The 22667-nt window shown below is 56.6% G+C and carries 15 protein-coding genes; 4 read left to right on the plus strand and 11 right to left on the minus strand.

The window, feature by feature from the left end; translation table 11 throughout:
- Positions 1-65: 65 nt before the first annotated feature.
- Genes mfd through Q0721_RS00660 form a run of 3 tightly spaced genes read right to left on the minus strand, consistent with a single transcriptional unit; the run spans position 66 to position 4737 of the window.
- Complete coding sequence (gene mfd, locus Q0721_RS00650; RefSeq protein WP_299024250.1) at positions 66-3488, minus strand: transcription-repair coupling factor; 3423 nt, start codon at positions 3486-3488, stop codon at positions 66-68.
- Positions 3485-4108 (minus strand): aminoacyl-tRNA hydrolase, encoded by a 624-nt coding sequence (gene pth / locus Q0721_RS00655; protein ID WP_299024252.1) that lies wholly within the window; start codon positions 4106-4108, stop codon positions 3485-3487. The genes mfd and pth overlap by 4 nt, the downstream gene beginning before the upstream one ends.
- Positions 4109-4113: 5 nt before the next feature.
- A complete protein-coding gene (locus Q0721_RS00660) occupies positions 4114-4737 on the minus strand; it encodes a hypothetical protein (RefSeq protein WP_299024253.1) in 624 nt (207 codons plus the stop codon).
- A 131-nt stretch (positions 4738-4868) separates the two neighbouring features.
- On the opposite strand from Q0721_RS00660, the gene Q0721_RS00665 reads away from it, so the two are divergent.
- Positions 4869-5516: an MgtC/SapB family protein gene (locus Q0721_RS00665; RefSeq protein WP_299024255.1), complete on the plus strand. Its 648-nt coding sequence runs from the start codon at positions 4869-4871 to the stop codon at positions 5514-5516.
- Between the two features lie 73 nt (positions 5517-5589).
- Here the strand turns inward: Q0721_RS00665 and Q0721_RS00670 are convergent, their stop codons facing one another.
- The 5 genes from Q0721_RS00670 to Q0721_RS00690 are packed head-to-tail and all read right to left on the minus strand — an operon-like array spanning position 5590 to position 9170.
- Positions 5590-6090 carry a DsrE/DsrF/DrsH-like family protein gene (locus Q0721_RS00670; protein WP_299024257.1) on the minus strand — a complete coding sequence of 167 codons (501 nt, stop codon included), beginning with the start codon at positions 6088-6090 and terminating at the stop codon, positions 5590-5592.
- Positions 6091-6114: 24 nt separating this feature from the next.
- On the minus strand, positions 6115-6432 hold the full coding sequence (locus tag Q0721_RS00675) for a TusE/DsrC/DsvC family sulfur relay protein (protein ID WP_299024259.1): 318 nt from the start codon (positions 6430-6432) through the stop codon (positions 6115-6117).
- 35 nt (positions 6433-6467) lie between these two features.
- Entirely contained in the window at positions 6468-7169 is a 702-nt protein-coding gene (locus Q0721_RS00680; protein ID WP_299024261.1) for a DUF1641 domain-containing protein, read from the minus strand.
- 10 nt (positions 7170-7179) lie between these two features.
- The gene (locus Q0721_RS00685) at positions 7180-8412 is read right to left on the minus strand and encodes an FAD/NAD(P)-binding oxidoreductase (RefSeq protein WP_299024263.1); all 1233 of its coding nucleotides are present in this window, start codon (positions 8410-8412) and stop codon (positions 7180-7182) included.
- A gap of 14 nt (positions 8413-8426) precedes the next feature.
- A complete protein-coding gene (locus tag Q0721_RS00690) occupies positions 8427-9170 on the minus strand; it encodes a PocR ligand-binding domain-containing protein (RefSeq protein ID WP_299024265.1) in 744 nt (247 codons plus the stop codon).
- Between the two features lie 215 nt (positions 9171-9385).
- Here Q0721_RS00690 and Q0721_RS00695 point away from each other — a divergent pair, with 215 nt between their 5' ends.
- The 3 genes from Q0721_RS00695 to Q0721_RS00705 all read left to right on the plus strand — a co-directional run bounded on the left by Q0721_RS00695 (position 9386) and on the right by Q0721_RS00705 (position 19239).
- Complete coding sequence (locus Q0721_RS00695; RefSeq protein ID WP_299024267.1) at positions 9386-9790, plus strand: PPOX class F420-dependent oxidoreductase; 405 nt, start codon at positions 9386-9388, stop codon at positions 9788-9790.
- 285 nt (positions 9791-10075) lie between these two features.
- Positions 10076-18487: a type I polyketide synthase gene (locus tag Q0721_RS00700; RefSeq protein ID WP_299024268.1), complete on the plus strand. Its 8412-nt coding sequence runs from the start codon at positions 10076-10078 to the stop codon at positions 18485-18487.
- A complete protein-coding gene (locus Q0721_RS00705) occupies positions 18487-19239 on the plus strand; it encodes a 4'-phosphopantetheinyl transferase superfamily protein (RefSeq protein ID WP_299024270.1) in 753 nt (250 codons plus the stop codon). The genes Q0721_RS00700 and Q0721_RS00705 overlap by 1 nt, the downstream gene beginning before the upstream one ends.
- Here Q0721_RS00705 and Q0721_RS00710 read toward each other — a convergent pair.
- The 3 genes from Q0721_RS00710 to hpt form a co-directional block, all read right to left on the minus strand.
- Positions 19221-20876 (minus strand): PfaD family polyunsaturated fatty acid/polyketide biosynthesis protein, encoded by a 1656-nt coding sequence (locus tag Q0721_RS00710; RefSeq protein WP_299024272.1) that lies wholly within the window; start codon positions 20874-20876, stop codon positions 19221-19223. The genes Q0721_RS00705 and Q0721_RS00710 overlap by 19 nt on opposite strands.
- A gap of 111 nt (positions 20877-20987) precedes the next feature.
- Positions 20988-22124, minus strand: coding sequence for an ATP-dependent 6-phosphofructokinase (locus Q0721_RS00715; protein WP_299024275.1), 1137 nt, complete (start codon positions 22122-22124; stop codon positions 20988-20990).
- 12 nt (positions 22125-22136) lie between these two features.
- Positions 22137-22667, minus strand: a 531-nt coding sequence (hpt, locus tag Q0721_RS00720; protein ID WP_299024277.1) for a hypoxanthine phosphoribosyltransferase, incomplete at its 5' end; no start/stop codon positions are given.

The following is a 22667-nucleotide window of genomic DNA, read 5'->3' on the forward strand; positions in this document are numbered from 1 at the left end:
GGTAAGATATAGGTTAAGGCAACGTTAAGATCAATTTGAACTAAGGGACGCCCTAAACCAAACGCTTAAGTAGGCTTAAGTGAGTGCTCATATTCGCTAAGGCGTCCCAAAATCTCCAGCAAGCGCTGGCGCCATTGCGGGTCGGTGGGATTGAAGGCTATCCAATAGGCATTTTTACCACTACGCGCCAGGGGTTCCAGCGTAGGCAGCGTGCGGGGGGATGCGTCTTCTGGGCGTGGGGGGTAACGAAGCACCATTTGACCGCTTTCAACGCTCACGGAGGCCAATCCTGCGGCTTCGGCACGGAGTTTGACCTGCATTTGGAAGAAGAGGTTTTCAACGGCTTCAGGCAGGGGGCCAAAGCGGTCGCGAAATTCTTCACGCAGGGCTTCTAGTTCGCTTTCATTGCGCATCTCGGCCAAACGGCGGTAAAGGCTTAGACGGGTTTGTTGATCGGGCACGTAAGTGATTGGGATGCCGGTGTCCAGGGGGAGATCGACGTTGACCATCAGTCCCAGATCGCCACTAGAAGGAGCGGGTTCGGCGGTGCCGATTGTAGGGTGCTCACGGCGCAGTTCGCGCACGGCCTGCGCCAACAGGCGCGTGTAAAGGTGGAAACCCACGCTGGCAATATAGCCGTGCTGACGGGTTCCCAGGATTTCACCTGCTCCGCGCATTTCCAGGTCACGCATGGCAATGGCGTACCCTGAGCCCAATTGCGTATTTTCGGCAATAATTTCCAGCCGCTCCTGGCCCTCAGGTGTGGGTGGACGTTTGCGGTGGCGGAAGAAATACGCGTAAGCGCGCTGGGTGCCGCGCCCGACCCGTCCGCGCAATTGATAGAGCTGAGCCAATCCAAAGGCATCCCCACGATCTACAATGAGGGTGTTGGCATTGGGGATATCCAGGCCGGATTCGATGATTGAGGTGCACAGCAGAACATCCACCTCGCCTCGGGTAAAGCACTCCATGACCTGAGCCAGTTGCTCCTCCGGCATTTGCCCATGTGCCACGGCGATACGGGCTTCGGGTACCAAGGTTTCCAGGTGGCGGCGCATGGCCTGAATGGTCTGCACACGATTATGAACGAAGAAAACCTGCCCCCCACGTTCAATTTCACGCAGGATAGCCTGCCGTACCAGCCGGGGAGAATAGGGACCAATGTGGGTGATTACGGGCAAGCGTTCTGCCGGCGGCGTGTTGATGACGGAAATGTCGCGCACGCCGGCCAGCGCCATGTAAAGGGTGCGCGGAATGGGGGTGGCGGTTAGGGTGAGCACATCTACTTCGGTGCGCAGTTTCTTAAAGTACTCCTTGTGTGTGACCCCAAAGCGTTGCTCCTCGTCGATGATGACCAGCCCCAGATCTTTGAAGACCACATCCGGCTGAAGCAGGCGATGTGTGCCGATAATGATATCAATATCGCCTAAAGCCAAGCGAATTAAGATCTCTTCCTGCTCCTTGGGCTTGCGGAAGCGCGACAGCATTTCCACATTAACCGGGAAGGGTGCCAAGCGTTGGCGGAAGGTCTCGTAGTGCTGTTGAGCCAGGATGGTGGTGGGTACCAGAACCGCCACCTGTTTACCATCCATGACTGCTTTGAACGCAGCGCGTAGAGCCACCTCGGTTTTGCCATAACCCACATCGCCGCACAAGAGGCGATCCATAGGGCGTGGGCTTTCCATATCCCGCTTGACTTCTTCAATGGCGCGCAATTGATCCTCGGTTTCGATGTAGGGAAAACTGGCCTCGAGTTCCTGTTGCCAGGGGGTGTCGGGGCTGAAGGCAAACCCTCGCGCCACCTGCCGTTGAGCATAAAGTTCCAACAACTCACGCGCTACCTCCTGGACGGCTTCGCGCACCCGTTGCTTGGTCAGGTTCCAGTCCGCAGTGCCCAAACGGGTAGGGGTGGGTTCTTCGCCATCTGGGCTGATGTAGCGGCTGATGCGGTCGGCTTGATGTACTGGGACAAAGAGTTGATCGCCCTCGGCATAGGCGATGCAGAGAAATTCGCGTTCTACCCCTTCCAGGGTACGACGTACTAGGCCCACAAAACGCCCAATGCCATAATCCACATGGACCACCCAATCACCCGGCTGTAGATCGGCATAAACGGCCTCAGGGGGAAGCGCCTGGGGACGGGCGCGGCGGCGTGGCTGGGGGCGTTCCCAGCCGAATAGTTCACTATCACCGAGCAAGTGGAGCGGTTTTGTCTCGGGGTGCCATAGTTGCCAACCCTCACTCAGGTTGCCCTCGATAAAATGCACGTGGTGCGCAGCTGTTTCCAGCATGTGACGGCGATGTTCTTCCCACAATTCACGCAGACGCGCAACCTGGCGAGAGACAATGAAGACGTCTTCGGCCTCTGTACTGCGCAACGCCAACCATTCTAGGAAAGATTTCAGGCGACCGCCAAAGCGCGGTTGGGGTTGGAACTGTTTAGCGAGTGGATGGCCCTCTTCAGTTTGGCTATAGCCTAGTTCTAGCCAAAGGTGATCTCCCAGCAAATCTTGCAGTTCCGACCAAGGCAGGTAGGGGAGGGGAAAGTCCGGAGTCAACAATCCCTCGGCGATGCTATCTTGTCGCATGCGCACAGCCAGTTCTTCAATTTCACTGGCGGTGGTGCGTAGCAGATCCAGGTCATCAAAAATGACCAGGGCACCCCGAGGCAGATAATCTAGCAGACTACTTGGCAGGGGATAGACACGCGGAAGCCAGAATTCATCCACCTCTTCTGGGGAGAGGCCTGCTGCAACCGCCTTAACCGGAAGAACCTCACGGGCCGGGGTGATCAGTGCTTGTTCCAAATTGCGTACTGTGCGCTGGGTGGCAGGATCAAACTGGCGCAAGGTGTCCAGTTCATCGCCAAAGAATTCCAGGCGCAGCGGGAGAGGTTCTGTGGGCGGCCAGAGGTCGAGGATGCCCCCGCGCAGGGCAATCTGACCGGCTTCGACCACCACCTCCACGCGCTGGTAGCCGATATCCAAGCAGCGACGCAGGAAAGTCTCCAGCGGCAGGCTTTGACCTACACGGATGAGGCGGGTATGCTTAACAAACTCTCGACGGGGTAAAGTGCGGGTCATCACCGCACGGAGTGGAGCCACAATGAGTGGTGGGGGATCAGGACGCGGCAAGCCCGGTACATGGTAGCGACTGAGCAGGCTGAGCACCTGCAAGCGATCTTTGCGGGTCAGCATCCCCCAGGCGGCGCGTTCGTAGAAGAGGGGAGTGGGCTCGGGGAAGAGGAAATGCTCCCCTTCGGCCAGCCAGAGGGAAAGTTCATCCTGAAGAGCTAGGGCGCGATCTGTGCGCTCGACCACCCAGACCAGAGGAATGGCCAGGTCGCGGTGGAGCGCGGCAACCAGAGGGAGGCGCGCAGCGCGCATAAGCCCCATTCCCTGCACGATTAGACCGTCGCGCAGGTCATCCAGCAAATGGCGGTACTCAGGATGGGAACGGAGTGCCTCTAACAGCGTAGCCAGTTTCATGTTTCAAGTGTCATACCGTTAAAGCGGTTCATTGCAGCATCCAGTCCTTCGGTGACGAAGACGTGAATCGCTTGCACAGCGCGGTCGATCAACAATTCTAAAGTGGGTTGTTCATTGGCGCCAAAATCTTGAAGGACATAATCCGCGGGATCCATCTTCCCCGGTGGGCGACCAATGCCAAAACGGAGACGCGGGAAATTCTGGGTGCCCAGGCGATCCATAATTGAAAGCAGTCCCTTGTGTCCGCCTGCACCGCCCCCTGGGCGCAAGCGAATAACGCCGAAGGGCAGGTCAAGATCATCGTGGATGACTAAAAGGTGCGCAAGGGGAATTTTATAATAGCGCACCAGGCTACCGACGGCCTCGCCAGAGAGGTTCATGTAGGTTTGGGGCTTGGCCAAGATGACCTTGTGCCCATCGAGGCTGCCACTTAGTACCAGTGCTTTCATTTGCAGGCGCGGAGTGCCCAGATTCAACTGGCGGGCAAGGGCATCGATCACCATAAAGCCCACGTTGTGGCGGTTGCGTGCGTACACGCGGCCGGGATTGCCCAGCCCAACCAGCAGGTAAGGCAGGGCTGTCGTTTCAGAAGGGAGAGGGCGAGCAGAAGGTAGGATCATCAGATTTAATCGCGATGGGTGCGAGAACGGATTCCAGCTAGCAGTCCAAGCAGGGTTAGGATACCTAAGGCAGTTAAGCCGCCTCGGGCCAGGGCACGCAGCAGAGTGTTGGGGGTCAGGGTAAGGGGATTGGAAGGCAATGGAGTGGGTGTTGGCGCGGGCGTTGGGGTTTGGAGGGGAACAGGTGGTGTGGGAGTAGGGGAATCGAAAAGCATCTCGGGGGTAGAGGTTTCGATGGGTGTGTAATTGCGTACTCGCAGTTGCTCGATAACTTGTTCTAGAACTCGACCGTCCTTCAGAAGGACGCGCAACCGCAGGCGGTAGGTGCCGTCGGTGATGACAGTAGTATCCCACACGGCTAAGAGGTCAGTTGCAGGGGCCTGTTCGGATTGCGCAATGGGAAACCAAGTTTGGGTAGGGTCTTCTTGGTAAGCAAATTCTAATTCGTAGCGCAACCAGTTGCCATCAGGCAGATTGGCACGAATAGTGATCCGCCCGCGCAGCACCGCGCCCGGCTCGGGGGCAGTGATCAGCGGAGGCGTAGCCTGCGGAAGGGGTGCCGACCCGAACAACCCCATTAAAATGAGAAGGCGAAGAACAGCCCAGAGCATAGCAGTTAAGTTTATCATAAATATAGACACATCTTGTATTTGACACGCTTTCTCTGCGATGGTATATTGCCCGTGTGTAATATTCTTAGGGGACAGTTTGGGGATTTTCTTGTTTAACGCACCCAATAGGTGTTTTGATGAGCGGATCTATGGATTTTATAACAGAGCTCTTTTACACTTCTTTCCTTCCTATCGCTGCAGCCATGCTGGCTGGCGGGGTGATCGGGTTGGAACGGGAATATCGTGATAAATCCGCCGGATTTCGCACCTTTATTTTCATTGCTGCGGGTTCAGCGTTGTTTACCCTGCTTTCACGCCACTTTGGGGGTTCAGATATCTCGCGAATTGCTGCGAATATTGTCACCGGCATTGGTTTCCTAGGTGCAGGGGCTATTTTGAGAGAAGGACCTCGCATAGCAGGATTGACTACCGCGGCTATCATCTGGTTGACGGCTGGGGTAGGCATGGCCATGGGGGCGGGGGAATATCTCCTGGGCGGGTTAGTGACCCTCTTGGCTTTGATAGTGTTGTGGTTGTTCCCCTCGTTTGAAAGGCGGATTGACCGCCTGCGCGAACAACGCATTTATGAGATGAGCATTCAAGGCGGGGTTGAGTCGTTTGATCAAATTCATATCGCCCTAGAAAAAGCGAGTTTGCGTTTGATTCGCCGCGAGTATTTCAAGGAGGGCAGTGGATTATTACGTTGCCGTTGGGTGGTGCTGGGCAGCATTTCAGCCCATGAGCAATTTGTGAAATTCCTGCTGGATGCGCCGTTTGTAGTTCAGTTTCGGTATTGAAGAAAGAGGTGAATCAAGCGCCTCTGCGGATTAGGCAGAGGCGCTTATCGTATTATTCACAAACACCCCTGTTTCAGATAAAGATGATCTGGGCTCCTTCGGTCATGTCAATGAAATCGCTGGCGGTGACGATCCCCTGCACACCCTCGACAAAGTCGTCCATGGTCAATCCCATCATGTCCACAGTCATCTTGCAGGCGTAGAGTTTGGCGCCGCCATCCGCCAGCATTTGCAGGTACTCGCGCACTGACGGTACGCCCAATGCTTTCATCTTGTCCTTCATTAGTTTGGTCGCGAGAGCCGTCATGCCGGGCAGCACACCTACCAGATTGGGAATACCCAGATTACCCGGGATGCCCATCATGTTCATTTTCATGCTGGTATTGGCTACTGGCGGCAATTCCAAGTGATCCACACGATGCTTGTTGATCAGGTCCAACCCCCAGAAGGTGAAAAAGATGGTCACATCTACGCCGTTGCCTAGGGCGGCCCAACCCATTACCAGGGCAGGGTAGGCCATATCGAGATTGCCCTTGGAGCAAATAAATGCAATATGGCGGTTTCCTTCGGTCATCGCTTTAACTCCTTGTGCTAGAAATCAGACGCACCCTTCGGGTTTACCCAAGCCAGCGATCTTAGCCACCTTCTTGGCGGGGCCTTTGGGGAAGAGAGCAAATAGCTCTTTTGTTGAGATGCCCGTGCCGGAGGTGATGGCGCGCAGGGTGGGGGCCTTGCCGTTCGCGCTGGCACTCTGGCGGCAGAAATTGATCACCTTCCAGTGTTCGGGGGTCAGTTCATTGATGCCCTCCTCCTTTGCCAATTCCACGGCGATCTCTTCGTTCCATTCGTTGGGGTTGGTCATGAACCCCTCGGCATCTACTTCTACCGTCTTTCCAGCAATTACTCGGGTAGGCATAGTTTTGTTCCTCCTTACAGATGTGGGTTTATTATTTATCCCTGGGCGGGAGCGGTTTTTGAATTGGGTTCGGCCTGATGGCCGATGACTTGTAAGACGCGCAGGGTTAGCGCTAGACCCCGCCGGACAGCCGGGTCTTGTAACTGACGCAGCAGGCTGAAGAGAGAAGTGTCGACGGGCTTACCGACTTCCTGCTCGGCTAGGAGCAGTGTGTTGCGGACAAAGGTCAGGATTTCTGGCTGGGTCATGTCCTTAATCGTGTTGAGGATCAGGACAATGTTGTCGCCCAGCCGATTGACATCCTCTTCGCTGAACGAGGTGACAACGTTATCTACGATGCGTGCGCCACCACGGGCAAAGGTAAAATAGCCTTTCTCGTCTAAGGTTTGCAGGGTTTCAGTGAGACGCATCAGGATGTCTTTAGAAACTGGTGTCAGGGTCTCCAGCAGATCATTGAGTGCATCCAACTGATCAAGCAGGGCCTCAAGTTGGCGGGCATGGCGCAGCAATTTCTTGAACAGGCGCAGCAATTCCTCCGGTTGAACATAGTCTTGTACCTCTTCGAGGTGTTCGCTTCCTAAGCGCAGGGCTTCTTTAGCGATAGGCATAGCCGTTTCGATCAGTTCATCCCGCGCCTGGCGTTCGCGTTCGGTGGCTTTGGCCTGCTCCGTGAGATAGGCCACCTGCGCCATCAGTGTATCGAGTTTCTGGTTGAGTGCGGTGATCTCGGCCTCCATAGCCCCTCCGCTAGACTTTCCACTTGCCGGCCATGCTCATTGTAGCCGAGAGCGGCAGTTCCATGCCCCGCAGCAAGATGTGCCAGTACATCCAACGGAACATCAATTTGCCCCAATGGTTGAATTCGGATTCCTGCAGCAAGGTCAGGGGGCCAATGCCGGGCAATGGATAGCGACCAGGCAAAGGCTCTTGGGTGTAGTTGAAGTCGATCATCAATCCTTTACCAAAGCCAGTCTCGATGAAGCAATTGGCGTGCCCGTCAAAATAAGGCGGAAGTTCGCCAGTTTCGACGTAATCAAGGAAGTGTTCGGTAAAGAGATCAATTGAGAAGTGGGCTGTAGCGCCCGCCTTTGAGGCCGGGGCATCTGAAGCATCGCCCAGGACAAAGATATTTGGATGAGCCTTGGCGCGTAAGGTGTAGGGATCCACCGGCACCAGGTTCAGTTCATTGCCCAGGCCAGATTTTCCAATGACATCAGCGCCTTTGTTGAGCGGAATGGTGACCAGGAGATCGTATTCGATTTCACGCTCGTCGTAAGAGACAATCTTCTTCGCCTCGGGGTCTACCCGTTCGATCATAAAATCAGGTTCCACCTTGATATTTTTGCTTTCGAGCAATTCCCCAAGCAATTGTGAGGCTACGGGCTTGGTGAATGCTCCCGAAAGCGGAGTGGCATAAATGATCTCAACCCGATCGCGCATACCTTGCTGATGGAAGTACCAATCAGACAGCATGATGAATTCCAGTGGCGCTACCGGGCACTTGATGGGGTTATCCACCACGTTGACCACCAACCGTCCACCTTTCCAGGTGCGCAGGACATCGCGCAGGGCCTGGCTGGTGGGAAGTGTATAGAAGGAATGGATGGACTTGCCCCATTCGCCATCCAACATCCCTGGGGTTTCCTCAGGATGGATATCTACACCGGTGGCAATGATCAAGAAGTCGTAAGGCAGAACCGTGCCATCAGCCAAGTGCACGCGGTTGTGGTCGGCGTCAATGGCTTCGACCTTGGATTGAATCAAGCGCAATGGCGGCTCAATAAAATCGCGTTTGGGCTTGATGACATCTTTTTCAGAGTACATTCGGAAGGGAATGAACAAGAACCCCGGCTGGTAGTAATGAACGGGGTCGGGGTCGACCAGGGTCACTTGCCATTGGTTGAAATCCAGAATACGCTTGAAGCGATTGGCTACGATTGTGCCCGCGGTTCCGGCGCCAAGAATGACAATTTTTTTCATAGAGGTGCTCCTTGCTAAGAGATTTGGGTTAGGCTGGCGATTTGTTGCAAGCGCTCGACGAACGATAAGCGCTCATGCAAGATGCTTTGCACGGCGCGCGCAGCCGCCGATGGCCAGGCCGCTATGCGCTGGCGCTGGACAGAATCTATAGTGCGAATTTCACGGGCGGCCGCGTAAACCTGTTCTATGGGTAAGTCATAGTGTTGAGCCAGGCGCTCCCACAAGGTATTGACATCTGTAGATCGGGTTTGCCAAAGGCATGGGCCGCAGATGAACCAAGCCACTACCCTGCCCTCGTCTTGAATAGGGGTGAGCAAATAATCCAGGCCAACATGGCAGGTGGCAATGCCGCCCTGCGGGGTGACCTCGCGCACCATTCGCTGCCAGGATGCCTCGCAATCCGCGCGTGCTTGTTTGTTTTGCCATAGCAAGTGGCAAAGCGCGCAGGGATGACTGACCTCGGTCAGGGGATGACCTTCAGGGTCGAGAATGACAGCGCTCAGCCCGCTAATCTCAGCATAGAGGTCTTGGATGGTTTGCGCACAGTGAGTGGGGAAACCGGCAGCCAGATCTATGACCTGAGATGAAGGCTCAGGGGTTGGATGTCCTAGCAGGCGTTCCACTTCCCTGCGTGAAAAGCGCCACTGCTGGCCGATTTTCACGCCTCTTAGCCGCCCGTCTTGGAGCATGCGGTAAATGGTGATCCGATCTACCTTGAGGAGATCTTGAACCTGGCGTGTCGTTAGTAACTCTTCCATAGCATGTTATAAAATGTTATATCAGTTTTATCAAAGATAATGGTAGCACCTCTGCCCTGCAACAGATAGTGACAAATGTCACGATGAATGTCATATCTGTTATTTTCTTCACAAGAGAGTCGGTCTTGGCGGTAACGATATACATGGATAGGGGTGTCCCGGATGGCGATTGGTATAATTTATGTATAAATTGTCTAAGAAGGGGTAAGATCGAGATGGATGCTAAGTTACCTGAGTGGGTGCACCGTGCGCAGTATATCAATTTGACGACGTTTCGTCGCAATGGTCAGGCGGTGGCAACACCTGTCTGGTTCGTTGCGTTGAATGATCGCCTATATGTGATGACTAACGTAAATTCGGGAAAGGCCAAGCGCATTCGAGCCAATGGCAAAGCCCTAGTGGCACCCAGCGATGTACGGGGGCGCCCCCTGGGAGAGTTTTGGCCGGCCCGTGCTCGTCCGATAGATGATGCTCAGTTGCTTCAAGAGGTGGAGGCGGCATTTGATCGCAAATATCGTTGGCAACGGCGGATTATCCGTTTAGTGGCCGGTCTACGGGCACGAAGCACTGGCGATCCTAGTTATGTCATTGAACTTGAGCTGTTACCACCCTCACCATAGGGTTTTGTAAGTTGTAAGGAACGGCGGTTTCCTCTTGACCCTGGCTGGCTCCACCCACCCAGGGTATTTTGGTTGGATGGGGCGTAACTCCCCTAGCGCCCAGGGGTTACCTATGGATAGAACGTGCATATCACCTTGTTCCCCGAGGTCAATGTAATCCCGATTGGAACGATGAGTCAATCTTTCTCCGCGCATGCTGTTATCAAAGTACGCCTTTTGAGAGAAACATCGGCGCAGGTTTGCGCTATAAGGCATTTCATACATAATCGTTGAGGAGGAGCAAGTATGAGTGAGACCAAAGCGGTGGCTATCGTGGGGGTAGGTGCCATCTTGCCCGATGCCCCCGATGCGCCGACCTTTTGGAAAAACATTAAGCAGGGGCGCTACTCGGTCACTGAGGTGCCCCGCGAGCGCTGGGATCCTGACCTTTACTATGATCCTGACCCTCGAGTTCCGGACAAGACTTATACCAAAATTGGCGCCTGGGTGCGTGAGTTTCGCTTCGAACCGTTGAAGTGGGGCATTCCTATTCCCCCCAACGTCCTGGCCGTCATGGATAATACCCAAAAATGGGCGATTGCGGCAGCGCGGGAGGCGCTTTTAGATTACGGTTATCCTGAGCGTTATCTGGATCCTACACGGGTGGCAGTAATTTTGGGTAATTCCATGGCGGGTGAGAACCAATACAACACCAGCCTGCGCGTGCGTTTACCGGAATACCTGGAGGCCCTGCGCGAACTGGAAGTATTCCGCGATCTTCCGCCAGACGTACAACGTACTCTGTTGGAAGGGGTGGCGGCCAAAATTCGTGCCAAATTGCCACCCATCACCGAAGATACCATGCCGGGCGAGTTGGCCAACATCATTGCTGGCCGGGTCGCTAATGTCTTCAATTTCTCTGGGGCTAATTTTATTACTGATGCCGCCTGTGCGTCCTCCCTGGCAGCGCTTCAGGCGGCTATCGAGGGACTGAACAATTATCAATTTGACGCCGTCCTCACGGGTGGAGTGGATGGCAATATGAGCATTGATGCCTACGTTAAGTTCTGCAAAATCGGTGCGTTGAGTCCAGATGGCTCGCGTCCGTTTGCAGAAGGGGCGAACGGTTTCGTTATGGGCGAGGGGGCGGCAGTATTTTTGCTCAAGCGCTTGGCCGATGCGGAACGCGATGGCGATAAGATTTATGCCGTGATTCGCGGGGTGGGATCGAGCAGCGATGGGCGCGGCAAAGGGATCACGGCGCCCAACCCCACCGGTCAACAGCGGGCCATTGAGCGGGCCTGGAAGAACGCCGGCCTTTCACCGGCGACGGCAACCCTTATTGAGGCACACGGCACGTCCACTCGCGTGGGGGACGTGGTAGAAGTCAACAGTCTGAATGCTATTTTTGATCCTTTCGATCTTCCTGTGGCCTCGATCGCTCTGGGATCGGTGAAATCCAATATTGGTCATCTCAAGAGCGCTGCCGGTGCAGCGGCACTGCTTAAGGTAACCTTTGCGTTGTATGAAAAGGTGTTACCTCCTTCGATTAACTTTACCCGCCCCAATCCCAATATTGATTTTGACCATCTGCCTTTTTACGTGATCACCGAATTACGTCCCTGGGAGCGCCCGCGTGGAGAGATTCGGCGTGCGGGGATCAGTTCGTTTGGCTTTGGGGGAACCAATTTCCACGCAGTGGTTGAGGAGTATGTTCCGGGGTTACTGACTAGTGAAAAGAAGGTCTTTCCGGCGGTTGCGGTCACCCAGGTGGAAGCCACTCGGGAATCCCTCACGACCGGGGCACTTGAAGGATTACCGACTTATCGTGGCTTGTTAGTTATTGGGGCCTCGGATCGCACGGCCCTGATCCAACGGTTGCACGGGGTGCTTGAAGAAGCGCGCGCGGGGCGCACCCCGGCTTGGAAGACGCCCGCCCTTGAGGAAATTCGCCAACCTGAACGTTTGGCACTGGATTACGCGGATGCAGCGGATCTGGTGAAGCGGCTGGAGAAAGCTCTCACAGCGTTGGAGAAAGATGCACCAGAAACTTGGCAAGCCTTAGCGGGACAGGGTATCTATCGCGGACGAGGGGCGCCGGGTAAAGTAGCATTCCTCTTCCCAGGGCAGGGTTCGCAATACGTTAACATGTTGCGGGATTTGTACGATCTTGATCCAGTCGTGGCTACAACCTTCCGTGAGGCCGATACAGTCATGACGCCGATTTTGGGCCGCCCGCTGAGTGATTTTATTTTTGTCGCAGATGGCGACGAACGGCTGAAGCAGGCCGAGGCCGAATTACGTAACACGATTGTCACGCAGCCGGCTATGCTGACAGCCAACGTTGCCCTTCTGCGTCTGCTGGCAAAATACGGCTTCCATCCCGACATGGCCATTGGACACAGCCTGGGAGAGTACGCGGCTTTGGTGGCGGCCGAGGCCTTGCCCTTTGCAGAGGCCTTAGAGATTGTCAGCGCACGCGGCCGGGAAATGGCGCGGGTCTCTATGGCCGATAACGGGTGTATGGCGGCGGTCTCTGCACCCCCGGAAGCGATTGAACACATTTTGGGTCAGGTGCCGGGCTATGTCGTCGTCGCCAATTACAACAGCCCGTTGCAGAGCGTGATCGGGGGTGAAACTGCGGCGGTGGATGCCGCCATCCGTGCGTTGCAGGCTGCGGGCTACCAGGCGGTTAAGATTCCGGTCTCCCATGCCTTCCACACCCAAATTGTCGCTCCGGCTAGCGAACCCCTGCGGAAAATCATTGCTCGCATGCATCTGCGCCCCCCACGCATCCCGGTTATCTCTAACGTGACCGGGGAGTTCTACCCGACTGAGCGTGAGAGGATGCTTGACTTGCTGGCGCGTCAGGTTGCTTCGCCAGTGCAGTTTATTCATGGCGTGCAAACTCTCTACGCCCACGGTGCGCGCATCTTTGTGGAGGTGGGCCCCAAGCGTGTTCTGGCCGGACTAGCGAGCGACATCCTTAGGGAGAAGGCCTCTGAGGTGGTGATTCTGGCCACTAATCATCCGCGCAAGGGTGGGCCGGCTTCGTTCAACGAGGCGCTGGCCGGTCTATTAGCAGCCGGGGTACTCCCCCAGAGGGTTGAGGAACGCGCACTGCCTGTGCAGGTTACCCCGGCGGTTGAGGCAGCTACGGTGGTTTCTTCGGCACCCTTGGCCCCTCAGGCGGCCCCTACCCTTGTCGTCAGGGACGGTAGGCTGCCTCTCACGGGGTCGGTGGTCATCAGCGGTGCCGGCTTAGGGCTACCGGGACGTCAACGCGCGGTGTTTGCTGATGACAACGTTGAGCGCTTATTGCGCGGTGAGATCATGATTGAGCCGTTGCCGCTGGAGGTACGGCAAAGTCTGCTTCAGCGCCGCATTATTCGCCTGATCAAGAGCGATAACGGCGCCGAGGTACAACCGGTTGAGGATCTCGAGCAGACCGTCAAACTGGCTGGGCAGCGCGGGCAGTTTGACCTGAGTGTTGATTTTGGTGTGCCAGCGGAGCGCGTAGAGGCGCTGGATATTTCAACCCAGTTGGCGATTGCGGCCGGTATTGAGGCCTTGCGCGATGCCGGTATCCCCTTAGTGATGCATTATCGTCCAACCAGTGTGGGAACCTACCTGCCAGATCGTTGGCGCCTGCCGCCAGCCCTGGCCGACGAAACTGGGGTGATCTTTGCTTCAGCCTTCCCAGGGCTTTCAGAACTGGCGCGTGAGATTGAAGATTATTATCAGTATGAGACACTCAAACGCCAATTGGATGCCTTGCGCGCTTTGGTAGACCCAATCAATGAAACTGCACCGAACGCTGTGCCTGTTTTACGTGCCCAAATTGCCGCGCTAGAGCGTCAATTGGCCGAGCAGGACTATCACCTTGATCGTCGCTTGGTATTTCGGGCGCTAACGATGGGACATTCCCAGTTTGCCGAGTATATCGGCGCGCGCGGTCCGAATACGCACGTCAATGCGGCTTGTGCCAGCACAACCCATGCCCTGGCATTGGCCGAGGATTGGATTCGGCAGGGGCGTTGTCGCCGTGTGATCATCATTGCCGGGGATGACGTGACCAGTAACCCCTTGATGTCCTGGATCGGCGCCTCGCTCATGGCTAGTGGCGCGGCCACAATTGAGGGCGATCTACGTCAGGCGGTGTTGCCCTTTGACCGGCGGCGCAACGGCATGATTATGGGCATGGGGGCTGCGGCGTTGGTGGTGGAGTCAGAAGATGCGGTGCGTGAGCGCGGGATGCGGGGCATTTGTGAAGTTTTAGCCACCGATATTGCCAATAGCGCTTATCACGGCACCCGATTGGATGTAACCCACGTTAGTGAGATCATGGAACGCGTGGTGCGCACAGCCGAACAGCGTTTTGGGCTCCATCGGGCTATGATGGCGCCATATATGGTGTTTGTTTCCCATGAGACCTACACTCCGGCGCGCGGGGGCTCGGCCTCGGCGGAAATCCGTGCCTTGCGTCAGGTCTTTGGTGAACACGCCAACCGCATATTGATCGCGAACACGAAAGGCTACACCGGTCATGCGATGGGAGTGGGGATTGAAGACGTCTTGGCGGTTAAGGCGTTGCAATATGGGCGTGTTCCTCCAATTGCCAACATTGATGATGGCTTTGAGCCGGATCCAGAACTGGGAGATCTTAACCTCTCACGAGGTGGTGTCTTTCCGCTGCGTTTTGCCTTGCGCCTAGGGGCCGGTTTTGGATCTCAGGTAGCCATGGCCTTGTTGCGACGGATTGATGGGCACGGAGAACGAGTTGATCCTCGGGTTTACGAGCGCTGGTTAGCGGATCTGGCCGGCTACGAGCGGGCAGAATTAGAGGTGGTGCAGCGCACATTACGCATTCGCCACGCCGGTCCACCGCAACGGCCACCCTTGCAATCGCGCTGGCAATATGGTCAGGGGCCAACGCAGTGGGCTGAGGCTACTGGGCCAGAAGAGACCATGGAAGCGCTTCAACCATCACCATCCCCTCAGCAACCCGAACCGTTCCCCTCCTCTCAGCCGACGCTGCCGGTATTGGATGAGCATCAGATCACTGAGTTTGTCTTGAACCTAGTGAGCGAGAGGACGGGTTATCCGCGGGATATGCTTGACCTGGATCTGGACTTGGAGGCGGACTTAGGGATTGATACGGTCAAGCAGGCAGAGCTGTTTGCGGCTGTGCGGGAACAGTACGGTATTCCGCGGCGTGAGGATGTGCGTCTGGTGGACTATAACACACTGCGCAAGGTGATCGGTTTTGTGCGCGAGGCGGTGGGAAGCCTGCCTCAAGTGGCAAGGGCTGTTTCCCAAGCCGACTCGGGGCTTGAAACGTATCTTAGACCGTCCATGGAAGGAGAAGATCAAGAGCAAAGGGGGACAGCCAAGTCCGGCCTAGGGCTACCCAGTGAGGAAGAGATTCAGGCGGTGCTGGTGGCGCTGGTCAGCGAAAAAACCGGCTACCCGCCCGAAATGCTTGATCTGGATCTCGATTTAGAGGCCGATTTAGGCATTGATACGGTCAAACAGGCGGAACTTTTTGCCGCGGTGCGCGAACGCTACGGTATCCCGCGGCGCGAGGATTTACGCTTGGTGGATTACAACACCTTGCGCAAGGTGATCGCGTTTGTGCGAGAGTCGCTTGAGATGCAGGCCAGTTCAGATTTACAGCCCACGACCTTATCTGTAAGCCCTCTACCCTCTGAAACTGTGAGCCCTGAAGTGCTGGAACTGGTTACCGCTCGCGTGGGCTACCCGGTGGACCATCTTCCGATCCAGGCACACTCTCCCGCTTCCCAGGCAGAGGAGGTGTCGCCTTCTGCGCCAGGCCGACCAGGAGCCATTGATGAAGAAGCGATTCGGACCTTTGTGCTTTCTCTAGTCAGTGAAAAGACCGGCTACCCTCAGGAGATGCTGGACCTGGATTTGGATTTGGAGGCCGATCTGGGGATTGATACGGTGAAACAGGCTGAATTGTTCGCTACTGTGCGCGAGCAATATGGCATTCCGCGGCGCGAAGATCTCCGTTTGAGCGACTATAACACTCTGCGCAAGGTCATTGCATTTGTCCAGGAGGCCGTAGCGTTGCAAGCCACTCCACTTGAAACCGAGAAGGCTGGCGAGGCTGCAGCAATATCGTTTGAGCAGGGTGAAGGTGTTCCGACTACGCCGCTGCAAAGCGCTACAAAGGATACCAGTGTCATTCGTCGGCGTATACCCCAGGCTGTGCTGCGCCCACGGGCCACTCTCTGTCAGCCTACCGGGATTGACCTCGCGGCAGGCCTGCGGGTCATTGTAGTGGAAGATCAGGGAGGTGTTGGAACCGCGCTGGCACGCCGGTTGCGCGCGCGCAAGGTCAAGGTGCTGGTGGTTTCGGCGGAGGTGCCCGAACAGGCTAAGGCGCGCGTTCAGGAGTGGGCTCAGGAGGGTACCGTAGACGGTTTGTTCTTCCTGCCTGGATTGGATCCGCATCCTGACCTTGCTGCCGTGGAAATTGAACAATGGCAGGCCGAAGTGCAGCGCCGGGCGCAGACCTTGTTTGATCTGCTTCAGTCTCTGCCAGGAGAGCTGTTCGTGGTTGCGGCCACACGCTTAGATGGCCGGCATGGCTTTTCCGGCGAGCCTTTAGCGGCCCCCTTAGGCGGATTAGTCAGCGGATTAGTCAAAGCCGTGGCCTGGGAACGTGCCAATGCTCTGGTCAAAGTGGTGGATTTTGCTCCACAGGCTGAGGCCGCCGAAATCGCTGTGCAGTTAATTGAGGAACTGCTTTATGATCCTGGGATAGTCGAAGTGGGGCGATACCAAGGCCAGCGCTACGGCGTTACTTTGGTTGAAGCACCGTTAGACGCTGTTGCGGATCTGGAATGGGGAGAAAAACCGGTCTTCTTAATCACCGGCGGCAGTGGTGGAATCACACAGGCCGTGGTGCGCGATCTGGCGCGCCAGACGCGTGGGGTATTCTACCTAATCGGGCGTTCCCCCTTGCCTGCTCCTGAAGACCCCGATTTAGTGCTTCTACGGCGCGACCGTTCAGCCCTGCGCCAGACCTTGCTCAAACGTTTGGCCGCAGAGGGCAGACGCCCTTCCTTGGCCGAAGTGGAACAACACCTGGCAGCGTTGGATCGTGCGGATGGCATGTTGAAACTGCTGGATGAAGTGCGCTCCTGGGGGGCTGAGATGACTTATCTGGCTGCTGATGTCACCCATCCTCAGGCTGTGGAGGAGGTGGTAGCGCGCGTGATACGTGAGCAGGGTCGTTTGGATGTCCTCATTCATGCCGCAGGAATTGAACGCAGCCGCCGCTTAGAAAGCAAACCCCCCGAGGAATTTGTCCAGATTCTGGCGGTCAAGGCTCAGGGGTTTTATCACCTCTATAAAGCGCTGCACCACCACCGTGTGTGGCCACGCGCAATGATTGCCTTTACTTCGATAGCAGGGCGCTTTGGCAACGCTGGACAGGTGGATTATTGTGCCGGGAACGACTTTTTGGCCAAGATAATGTTGGCGCTACGCCATCATCCGGCCAGGATGAAGACTATAGCGTTGGATTGGGGGGCCTGGGCCGAAGTAGGGATGGCCAGCCGGGGGCATGTGCCTGAACTGATGCGCCGTGCGGGGATTGACCTGATGCAGCCCGAAGAAGCTGCTGGATGGGTGTACCGCGAGTTAGCCACCAATTCGGGGCAGCCGGAGGTTGTTTTGGCCGGCTCGCTTGGTTTGCTGACTCTGCCCCGTCGCGAGCATGACGGTCTGGATATTGAAGCGATTAAGTCACTAACGGGGAGTGATCTCCATAGACTTCCTGGGATGCTGACCAAATATGATCGTTGGGAGGGAGCGCGCTTCGAGGTTGAACTGGACCCGCAAGAAACGCCTTATCTCTCCGATCACGCCCTTAACGGCATCCCACTGTTGCCGGCGGTCATGGGCTTGGAGGGTTTTGCGACGGCGGCATTACGCTGGCTGAACCTATCATCGGAGGAAGGCTCTGCATGGCAGGTAAAGGGCTTCTCCGAGGTCCAGTTTATGGCGCCGCTTAAGTTTTATCGCTCTCAGCCGCGTCGTTTTGCCATTCAGATCCATCTCTATCCGGTAGGGGAAGGATTTATCGCGCAGGCAACATTGGAATCCACTTTGGTGCGAGCGGGTATGCCACCCCAAACCTTGCGCCATTTTACGGCCAAGGTGCATTTAGGGGCCCTCGAGCAAGGCGATGGACCCGAGACAGGGGTGCCATCCTGGGATGAGAGTCGTCTTGTTCCTCGTGAGGCTATTTATCGGTTGTTCTTCCATGGGCCGGCCTTCCAGGTTCTGGAGGCCGTGCAGATCGAGCCGCATCGAGCGGTGGGGCGTTTGTACACCCACTTGCCTACCTTGAGTCCGGCGCCCTTGGTCACCCAACCTCATCTGCTTGAACTAGTGTTGCAAACCGCAGCAACGTGGGAGGTGGCCCAAGATGGGGTGCTAGCATTACCTTCTGGGGCTGAACGAATCCTCTTTACCGCACGAGAATGGCAAGAACCGGTGTGGGCTGAAGTGATTCCAGTCCAGAGCCAGGGGGAGAATCGGCGGTTTGATGCCCGCGTTGTGGATGCGCGTGGGCGCGTGATTATGGAGGTGACGGGTTACCAAACAGCACGCCTGCCTTACGCTGCTGAGGCGATGCGGGTGGCACCGTTTCGGGCTGCTATTAATCGGGAGGAGGGTAATTAATGGTCAGCATTTATTGGACACTAGCCGGTGGGTCAGCCGTGCCGGCGGATTCCGCCTTCCTGGAACATAGCCTCTCGGTTGCCGAACAGATTTACCTTCAGAGCCTGCGCTTTCCGCGGCGGCGTGCCGACTGGTTGCTAGGGCGGTGGGTGGCTAAGCATCTCCTGCGCACGGTGGATGAGCGATTGCGCGGTGTTGAGGCGCGACGCATCAGTGTCCTGCGCAGTGCGCAGGGCTCGCCCCAGGTGTGGGTTTCCCCAGAGAATCCCTTCCCGGTTTCACTTTCGCTCAGCCATCGTGAGGGATGGGCGGCTTGTGCGGTGGCGCCGGTGCCCAATTGGGCGTTGGGCATTGACCTGGAAGTCATTGAACCGCGGCCACGCTCCTTCGTCGAGGATTTTTTCACCCTTGACGAGCAAGCGTTTTTGCACCGGTTGTCGGTAGCCCAAGCGGCGCTGGCCGTTACTTTGATGTGGAGTCTGAAAGAGGCGGCACTGAAGGCCCTGCGGGTTGGGCTGACGTGGGACACACGGAGGGTCAATGTGTGCCTGCCCTCGGGGCTATCTCCCGACCCTTCCTGGCGGGCGGCCAGGATTACGGTGCGCGGTGTTCAGGCTTCCTGGCAGGCCTGGTGGTGTGTGGTGGGGCAGAATGTGCTCACCTTGGCCGTGTGCACAGAGACCAGGCCGGAGGCTCTGGTTTATGTGCCATTGCGGCATGTCAGTACAGTGCATCAGAGCATAGGTTGTTGAGGAATATAGCGGGCAAGCGCCGAGGATAACCGCACCCCTTGGAGGGCTAACATGCGGATGCGGGCCAGATAGGCGCAGCCGGTCATCAAATGCAGTGCCACATCGGCTACCCGCCGACTCTCCGGCGCTTCAAGATAAGTACCCTGTACCCAAGCATTGAAGGTGCCCATGGCCGGCCCGCACCAGATTTGATAGTCCATTTCGCGCCCCGGCTCGCCACGATTAGCCCAGCGCGAGGAAAGTCCTAAATACCAACGGAACACCAATGCCATCCTTTGGTGGGGGTCGCGTTGTGCGCGTTCGATTTGGCGGGGATCACGTTCCTGGAAATACTGCACGGTTTCCTGCCAGATGGATTCCAGATCGCGTTTGAAAATTTGCCGTTCCAGTTTCTCGCGTTCTTCCGCCGGTAAGGCCTCCAGTGAGGGATAGCGAGAGTAGAGTTCATAAAGTTTCTGGGCACGTAGGGGGAAGAGGGTGCCACGTTTGAGCAATTGCACCTTGACACCCATTTCAAACATGTCGGCTGCAGGCGCCATCATCACATCGGCCATATCGGCCTGGGCGAGCAAGCGTTTGACATGCGGCGAGGTGCCGGCTTCCACGCAAGATTGATTGATCGAGCCGGTAACAATGTAATCGGCGCCCATGATGAACGCAGCCAGGGCGGCTTCGGGGGTGCCGATGCCGCCGGCGGCGCCGACAAAAATGGGCTGGGAGTAACGATATTGAGCCTGAATGCGCTCACGCAGGGCCAGCATGGTTGGGATTAGTCCCACCAGGGGGCGGTTATCAGTGTGGCCACCGGAGTCGGCTTCGACGGTGATGGCATCGGCCATGGGAACATACTGCGCCAGGTTGGCCTGAGTTTCACTGATTTGTCCACTCTGGAGCAACTGAGCAATCAAATCGGCCGGTGCGGGCTGCATAAAACGCTGGGCCACCTCACGCCGTGAGATTTTGGCGATGATGCGGTTTTGGGTGACGATTTCCCCTTGGGGGGTTTGAATCAGGCCCGCCAGGCGGTAGCGCACCAGGTTGAGCGTGAGGTCAACATAAGCCGAGGCCTCGATAGTGCGGATGCCCTGGGCAAGATACAGATGTGTGGTACGCTCTTCCAGTGCCGGCTCGTTGGGGCTGAAGATAAGGTTGAATGCATAGGGGCCTTCGGGCAGTGCTTCACGAATGCGCTGGATGGCCTGCTCAATCCGCGTTGGGAGCAGGCCGGCAGCGCCGAACGCGCCCATGAAGCCAGCCTTGCCTAGTGCGATGACCAGGTCTTCAGAGGCAATGCCCCCCGCCATTGCGCCGGCATAGTAGGCATAGCGCAACCCAAACCGGGCACGGAAGTCGGGGTTGCCCAAGGTTTCGGGGCTCAGGGGAGGAGCGTAGGCCAATACCTCAGCGGATTCAGGATCGGCCAGGTCTTTGGAAACTAGCGCGGCCTCAGAACTTAGGCCCAGACCTTGCTGGTCGGTGATAGCCCAAATCGGTTGTTCGAGGTGCAGCAATAATTGCTGCTGCGAGGTTTCATCGCGTGCAACAGAGTGGGGGTCACCCTGCCAGCGCCAGGCCGCAAAGGGGGGATTGGCGGTTATGGGTTTTGTGGTCGATGAAACAGAGTTGTGATTAGGCATAGTTTTCTCCTACTCTAAAGGGGGTACGTCACCAGTTAAAACCCGTGCCCGGCGTAGGAGTTGCAGGAGGTGGAAAAGATGGGGGATTGTGGACGAAGGGGGAGGAGGGATTCAATCGCCCAGGCACGTGCCTACCAGGCGCGCCCCGTGCACCCAGGAGTGATCCAACGGCACGCGTTTGATTTTGCCGGCCACCTGTGCCAGGGGAATGGGCTTAACGCTCCCGCCCTGGATGCCTACCATGACGCCGTAGTGTCCTTGGCTGACCAAGTGAGCGCAGGCGGTGCCCAGTTGGGTGGCCAGGACGCGGTCAAAGGCTGAGGGCGCGCCGCCGCGCTGAAGGTAACCCAAGATGGTGACGCGGGTTTGCAGGCGAGTGAATTCCTGCAACCGGTTAGCCAGGTGGAGGGTATCCCCCGCCGAACGCTTCTCAATTTCTTGCAGGCTGGTCTCAACCGCCTCGGCCTCGTCACCGCTGCGCAGACGGCGGTTGGCTTGGCGGGCGTGCTCAAAGAATTGCAGCGTTTCTTTAGCAATCGCCCCTTCTGCCACGGCCACCAGGCTGAAGCGCTTGCCTCGACGGCTACGTGCAAGAATGGCTTCGGCAACTTTGTGGATGTCGTAGGGGATTTCGGGGATGAGGATGACATCGGCACCGCCAGCGATCCCCGCCCCAAGGGTGAGCCAGCCAGTTTCGCGCCCCATCACCTCCACGATGATGATACGATGGTGACTGAAAGCAGTGCTGTGGAGGCGATCTATGGCTTCGGCAGCGATTTCCATCGCCGTGTTGAAGCCCACTGTCATATCTGTTTGGGGAATATCATTGTCAATGGTAATGGGCAGGGTGATGACGTTGAGGCCTTTTTGTTGCAGGTAGTAGGCGCTTTCCTGGGTATTGCCGCCGCCCAGGCAGATGAGGCCATCCAAATGATGCTGGTGATATACCTCAAGGATTTTCTCGGTGTAATCTACCCGTTGGCCATTTTCCTCCTCGGCGCTGTAGGGCTTATCGCGGTTGGTGCCGAGAATGGTGCCACCGGTGGTGAGAATGCCAGAGAGCGCCTCACCCTCAAGCGGCATGATCAAATTGTGCGCCATGCCGCTAAAGCCATCATGGAAGCCGATTAGTTGCAGGTTGAAATGGCCGGCGATGGCCTTGCCGATGCCGCGGATGGCGGCATTGATGCCGGGGCTATCGCCACCAGAGGTCAGGATACCGATTTTGCGAGGGGCTTTCGTTGGCATGGGCAAAACCTTTCACTTTCGGTTACCGTTGCCATAAAGGGCGCGGTATTTTTCCAGATCTACCGCGGCAATGTAGGGCAAGTTACGCCCTTTTTCATCAATATCCAAACCATAGCCAACCACGAAATAGTCAGGGATCTCGAAGCCCAGGTAATCAATCTGAATATCCACTTTGTGGCGGGCTTTCTTATCCAATAGGGCGCAGATCTTCAGGCTACGTGGCTGGCGCTCGAGGAGCAATTTGCGCACAGTGTGGATGGTGTATCCGGTATCAATAATATCGTCCACGAGAATCACGTCCCAGTTGTGGATGTTGATTTTGTGGTCGGCGTCGATGCGAACAAACCCGGAGGACTCGGCGCCGCGGTAGGAAGAGACGAGCATAAAGTCCATGGTCATGGGGCGATTGATTTTGCGCATGAGGTCGGTGAGAAAGACCACGCTGCCGCGCAGCAAGCCGAGGAGAAGCAGGCGGTCGGAGTCGCGGTAATCGGCGGTGATTTGGGCGCCGAGTTCGGCCACGCGCTGCTCGATCTGCTCCTG

The sequence above is a fragment of the uncultured Thermanaerothrix sp. genome (genome assembly GCF_938028735.1).
GTDB lineage: Bacteria > Chloroflexota > Anaerolineae > Anaerolineales > Anaerolineaceae > Thermanaerothrix.

What these genes read in the sequence shown, in the direction of transcription:
- mfd (WP_299024250.1), bottom strand. Translation starts at nt 3,488, where the DNA reads ATGAAACTGGCTACGCTGTTAGAGGCACTCCGTTCCCATCCTGAGTAC.
- pth (WP_299024252.1), bottom strand. Translation starts at nt 4,108, where the DNA reads ATGATCCTACCTTCTGCTCGCCCTCTCCCTTCTGAAACGACAGCCCTG.
- Q0721_RS00660 (WP_299024253.1), bottom strand. Translation starts at nt 4,737, where the DNA reads ATGATAAACTTAACTGCTATGCTCTGGGCTGTTCTTCGCCTTCTCATT.
- Q0721_RS00665 (WP_299024255.1), top strand. Translation starts at nt 4,869, where the DNA reads ATGGATTTTATAACAGAGCTCTTTTACACTTCTTTCCTTCCTATCGCT.
- Q0721_RS00670 (WP_299024257.1), bottom strand. Translation starts at nt 6,090, where the DNA reads ATGACCGAAGGAAACCGCCATATTGCATTTATTTGCTCCAAGGGCAAT.
- Q0721_RS00675 (WP_299024259.1), bottom strand. Translation starts at nt 6,432, where the DNA reads ATGCCTACCCGAGTAATTGCTGGAAAGACGGTAGAAGTAGATGCCGAG.
- Q0721_RS00680 (WP_299024261.1), bottom strand. Translation starts at nt 7,169, where the DNA reads ATGGAGGCCGAGATCACCGCACTCAACCAGAAACTCGATACACTGATG.
- Q0721_RS00685 (WP_299024263.1), bottom strand. Translation starts at nt 8,412, where the DNA reads ATGAAAAAAATTGTCATTCTTGGCGCCGGAACCGCGGGCACAATCGTA.
- Q0721_RS00690 (WP_299024265.1), bottom strand. Translation starts at nt 9,170, where the DNA reads ATGGAAGAGTTACTAACGACACGCCAGGTTCAAGATCTCCTCAAGGTA.
- Q0721_RS00695 (WP_299024267.1), top strand. Translation starts at nt 9,386, where the DNA reads ATGGATGCTAAGTTACCTGAGTGGGTGCACCGTGCGCAGTATATCAAT.
- Q0721_RS00700 (WP_299024268.1), top strand. Translation starts at nt 10,076, where the DNA reads ATGAGTGAGACCAAAGCGGTGGCTATCGTGGGGGTAGGTGCCATCTTG.
- Q0721_RS00705 (WP_299024270.1), top strand. Translation starts at nt 18,487, where the DNA reads ATGGTCAGCATTTATTGGACACTAGCCGGTGGGTCAGCCGTGCCGGCG.
- Q0721_RS00710 (WP_299024272.1), bottom strand. Translation starts at nt 20,876, where the DNA reads ATGCCTAATCACAACTCTGTTTCATCGACCACAAAACCCATAACCGCC.
- Q0721_RS00715 (WP_299024275.1), bottom strand. Translation starts at nt 22,124, where the DNA reads ATGCCAACGAAAGCCCCTCGCAAAATCGGTATCCTGACCTCTGGTGGC.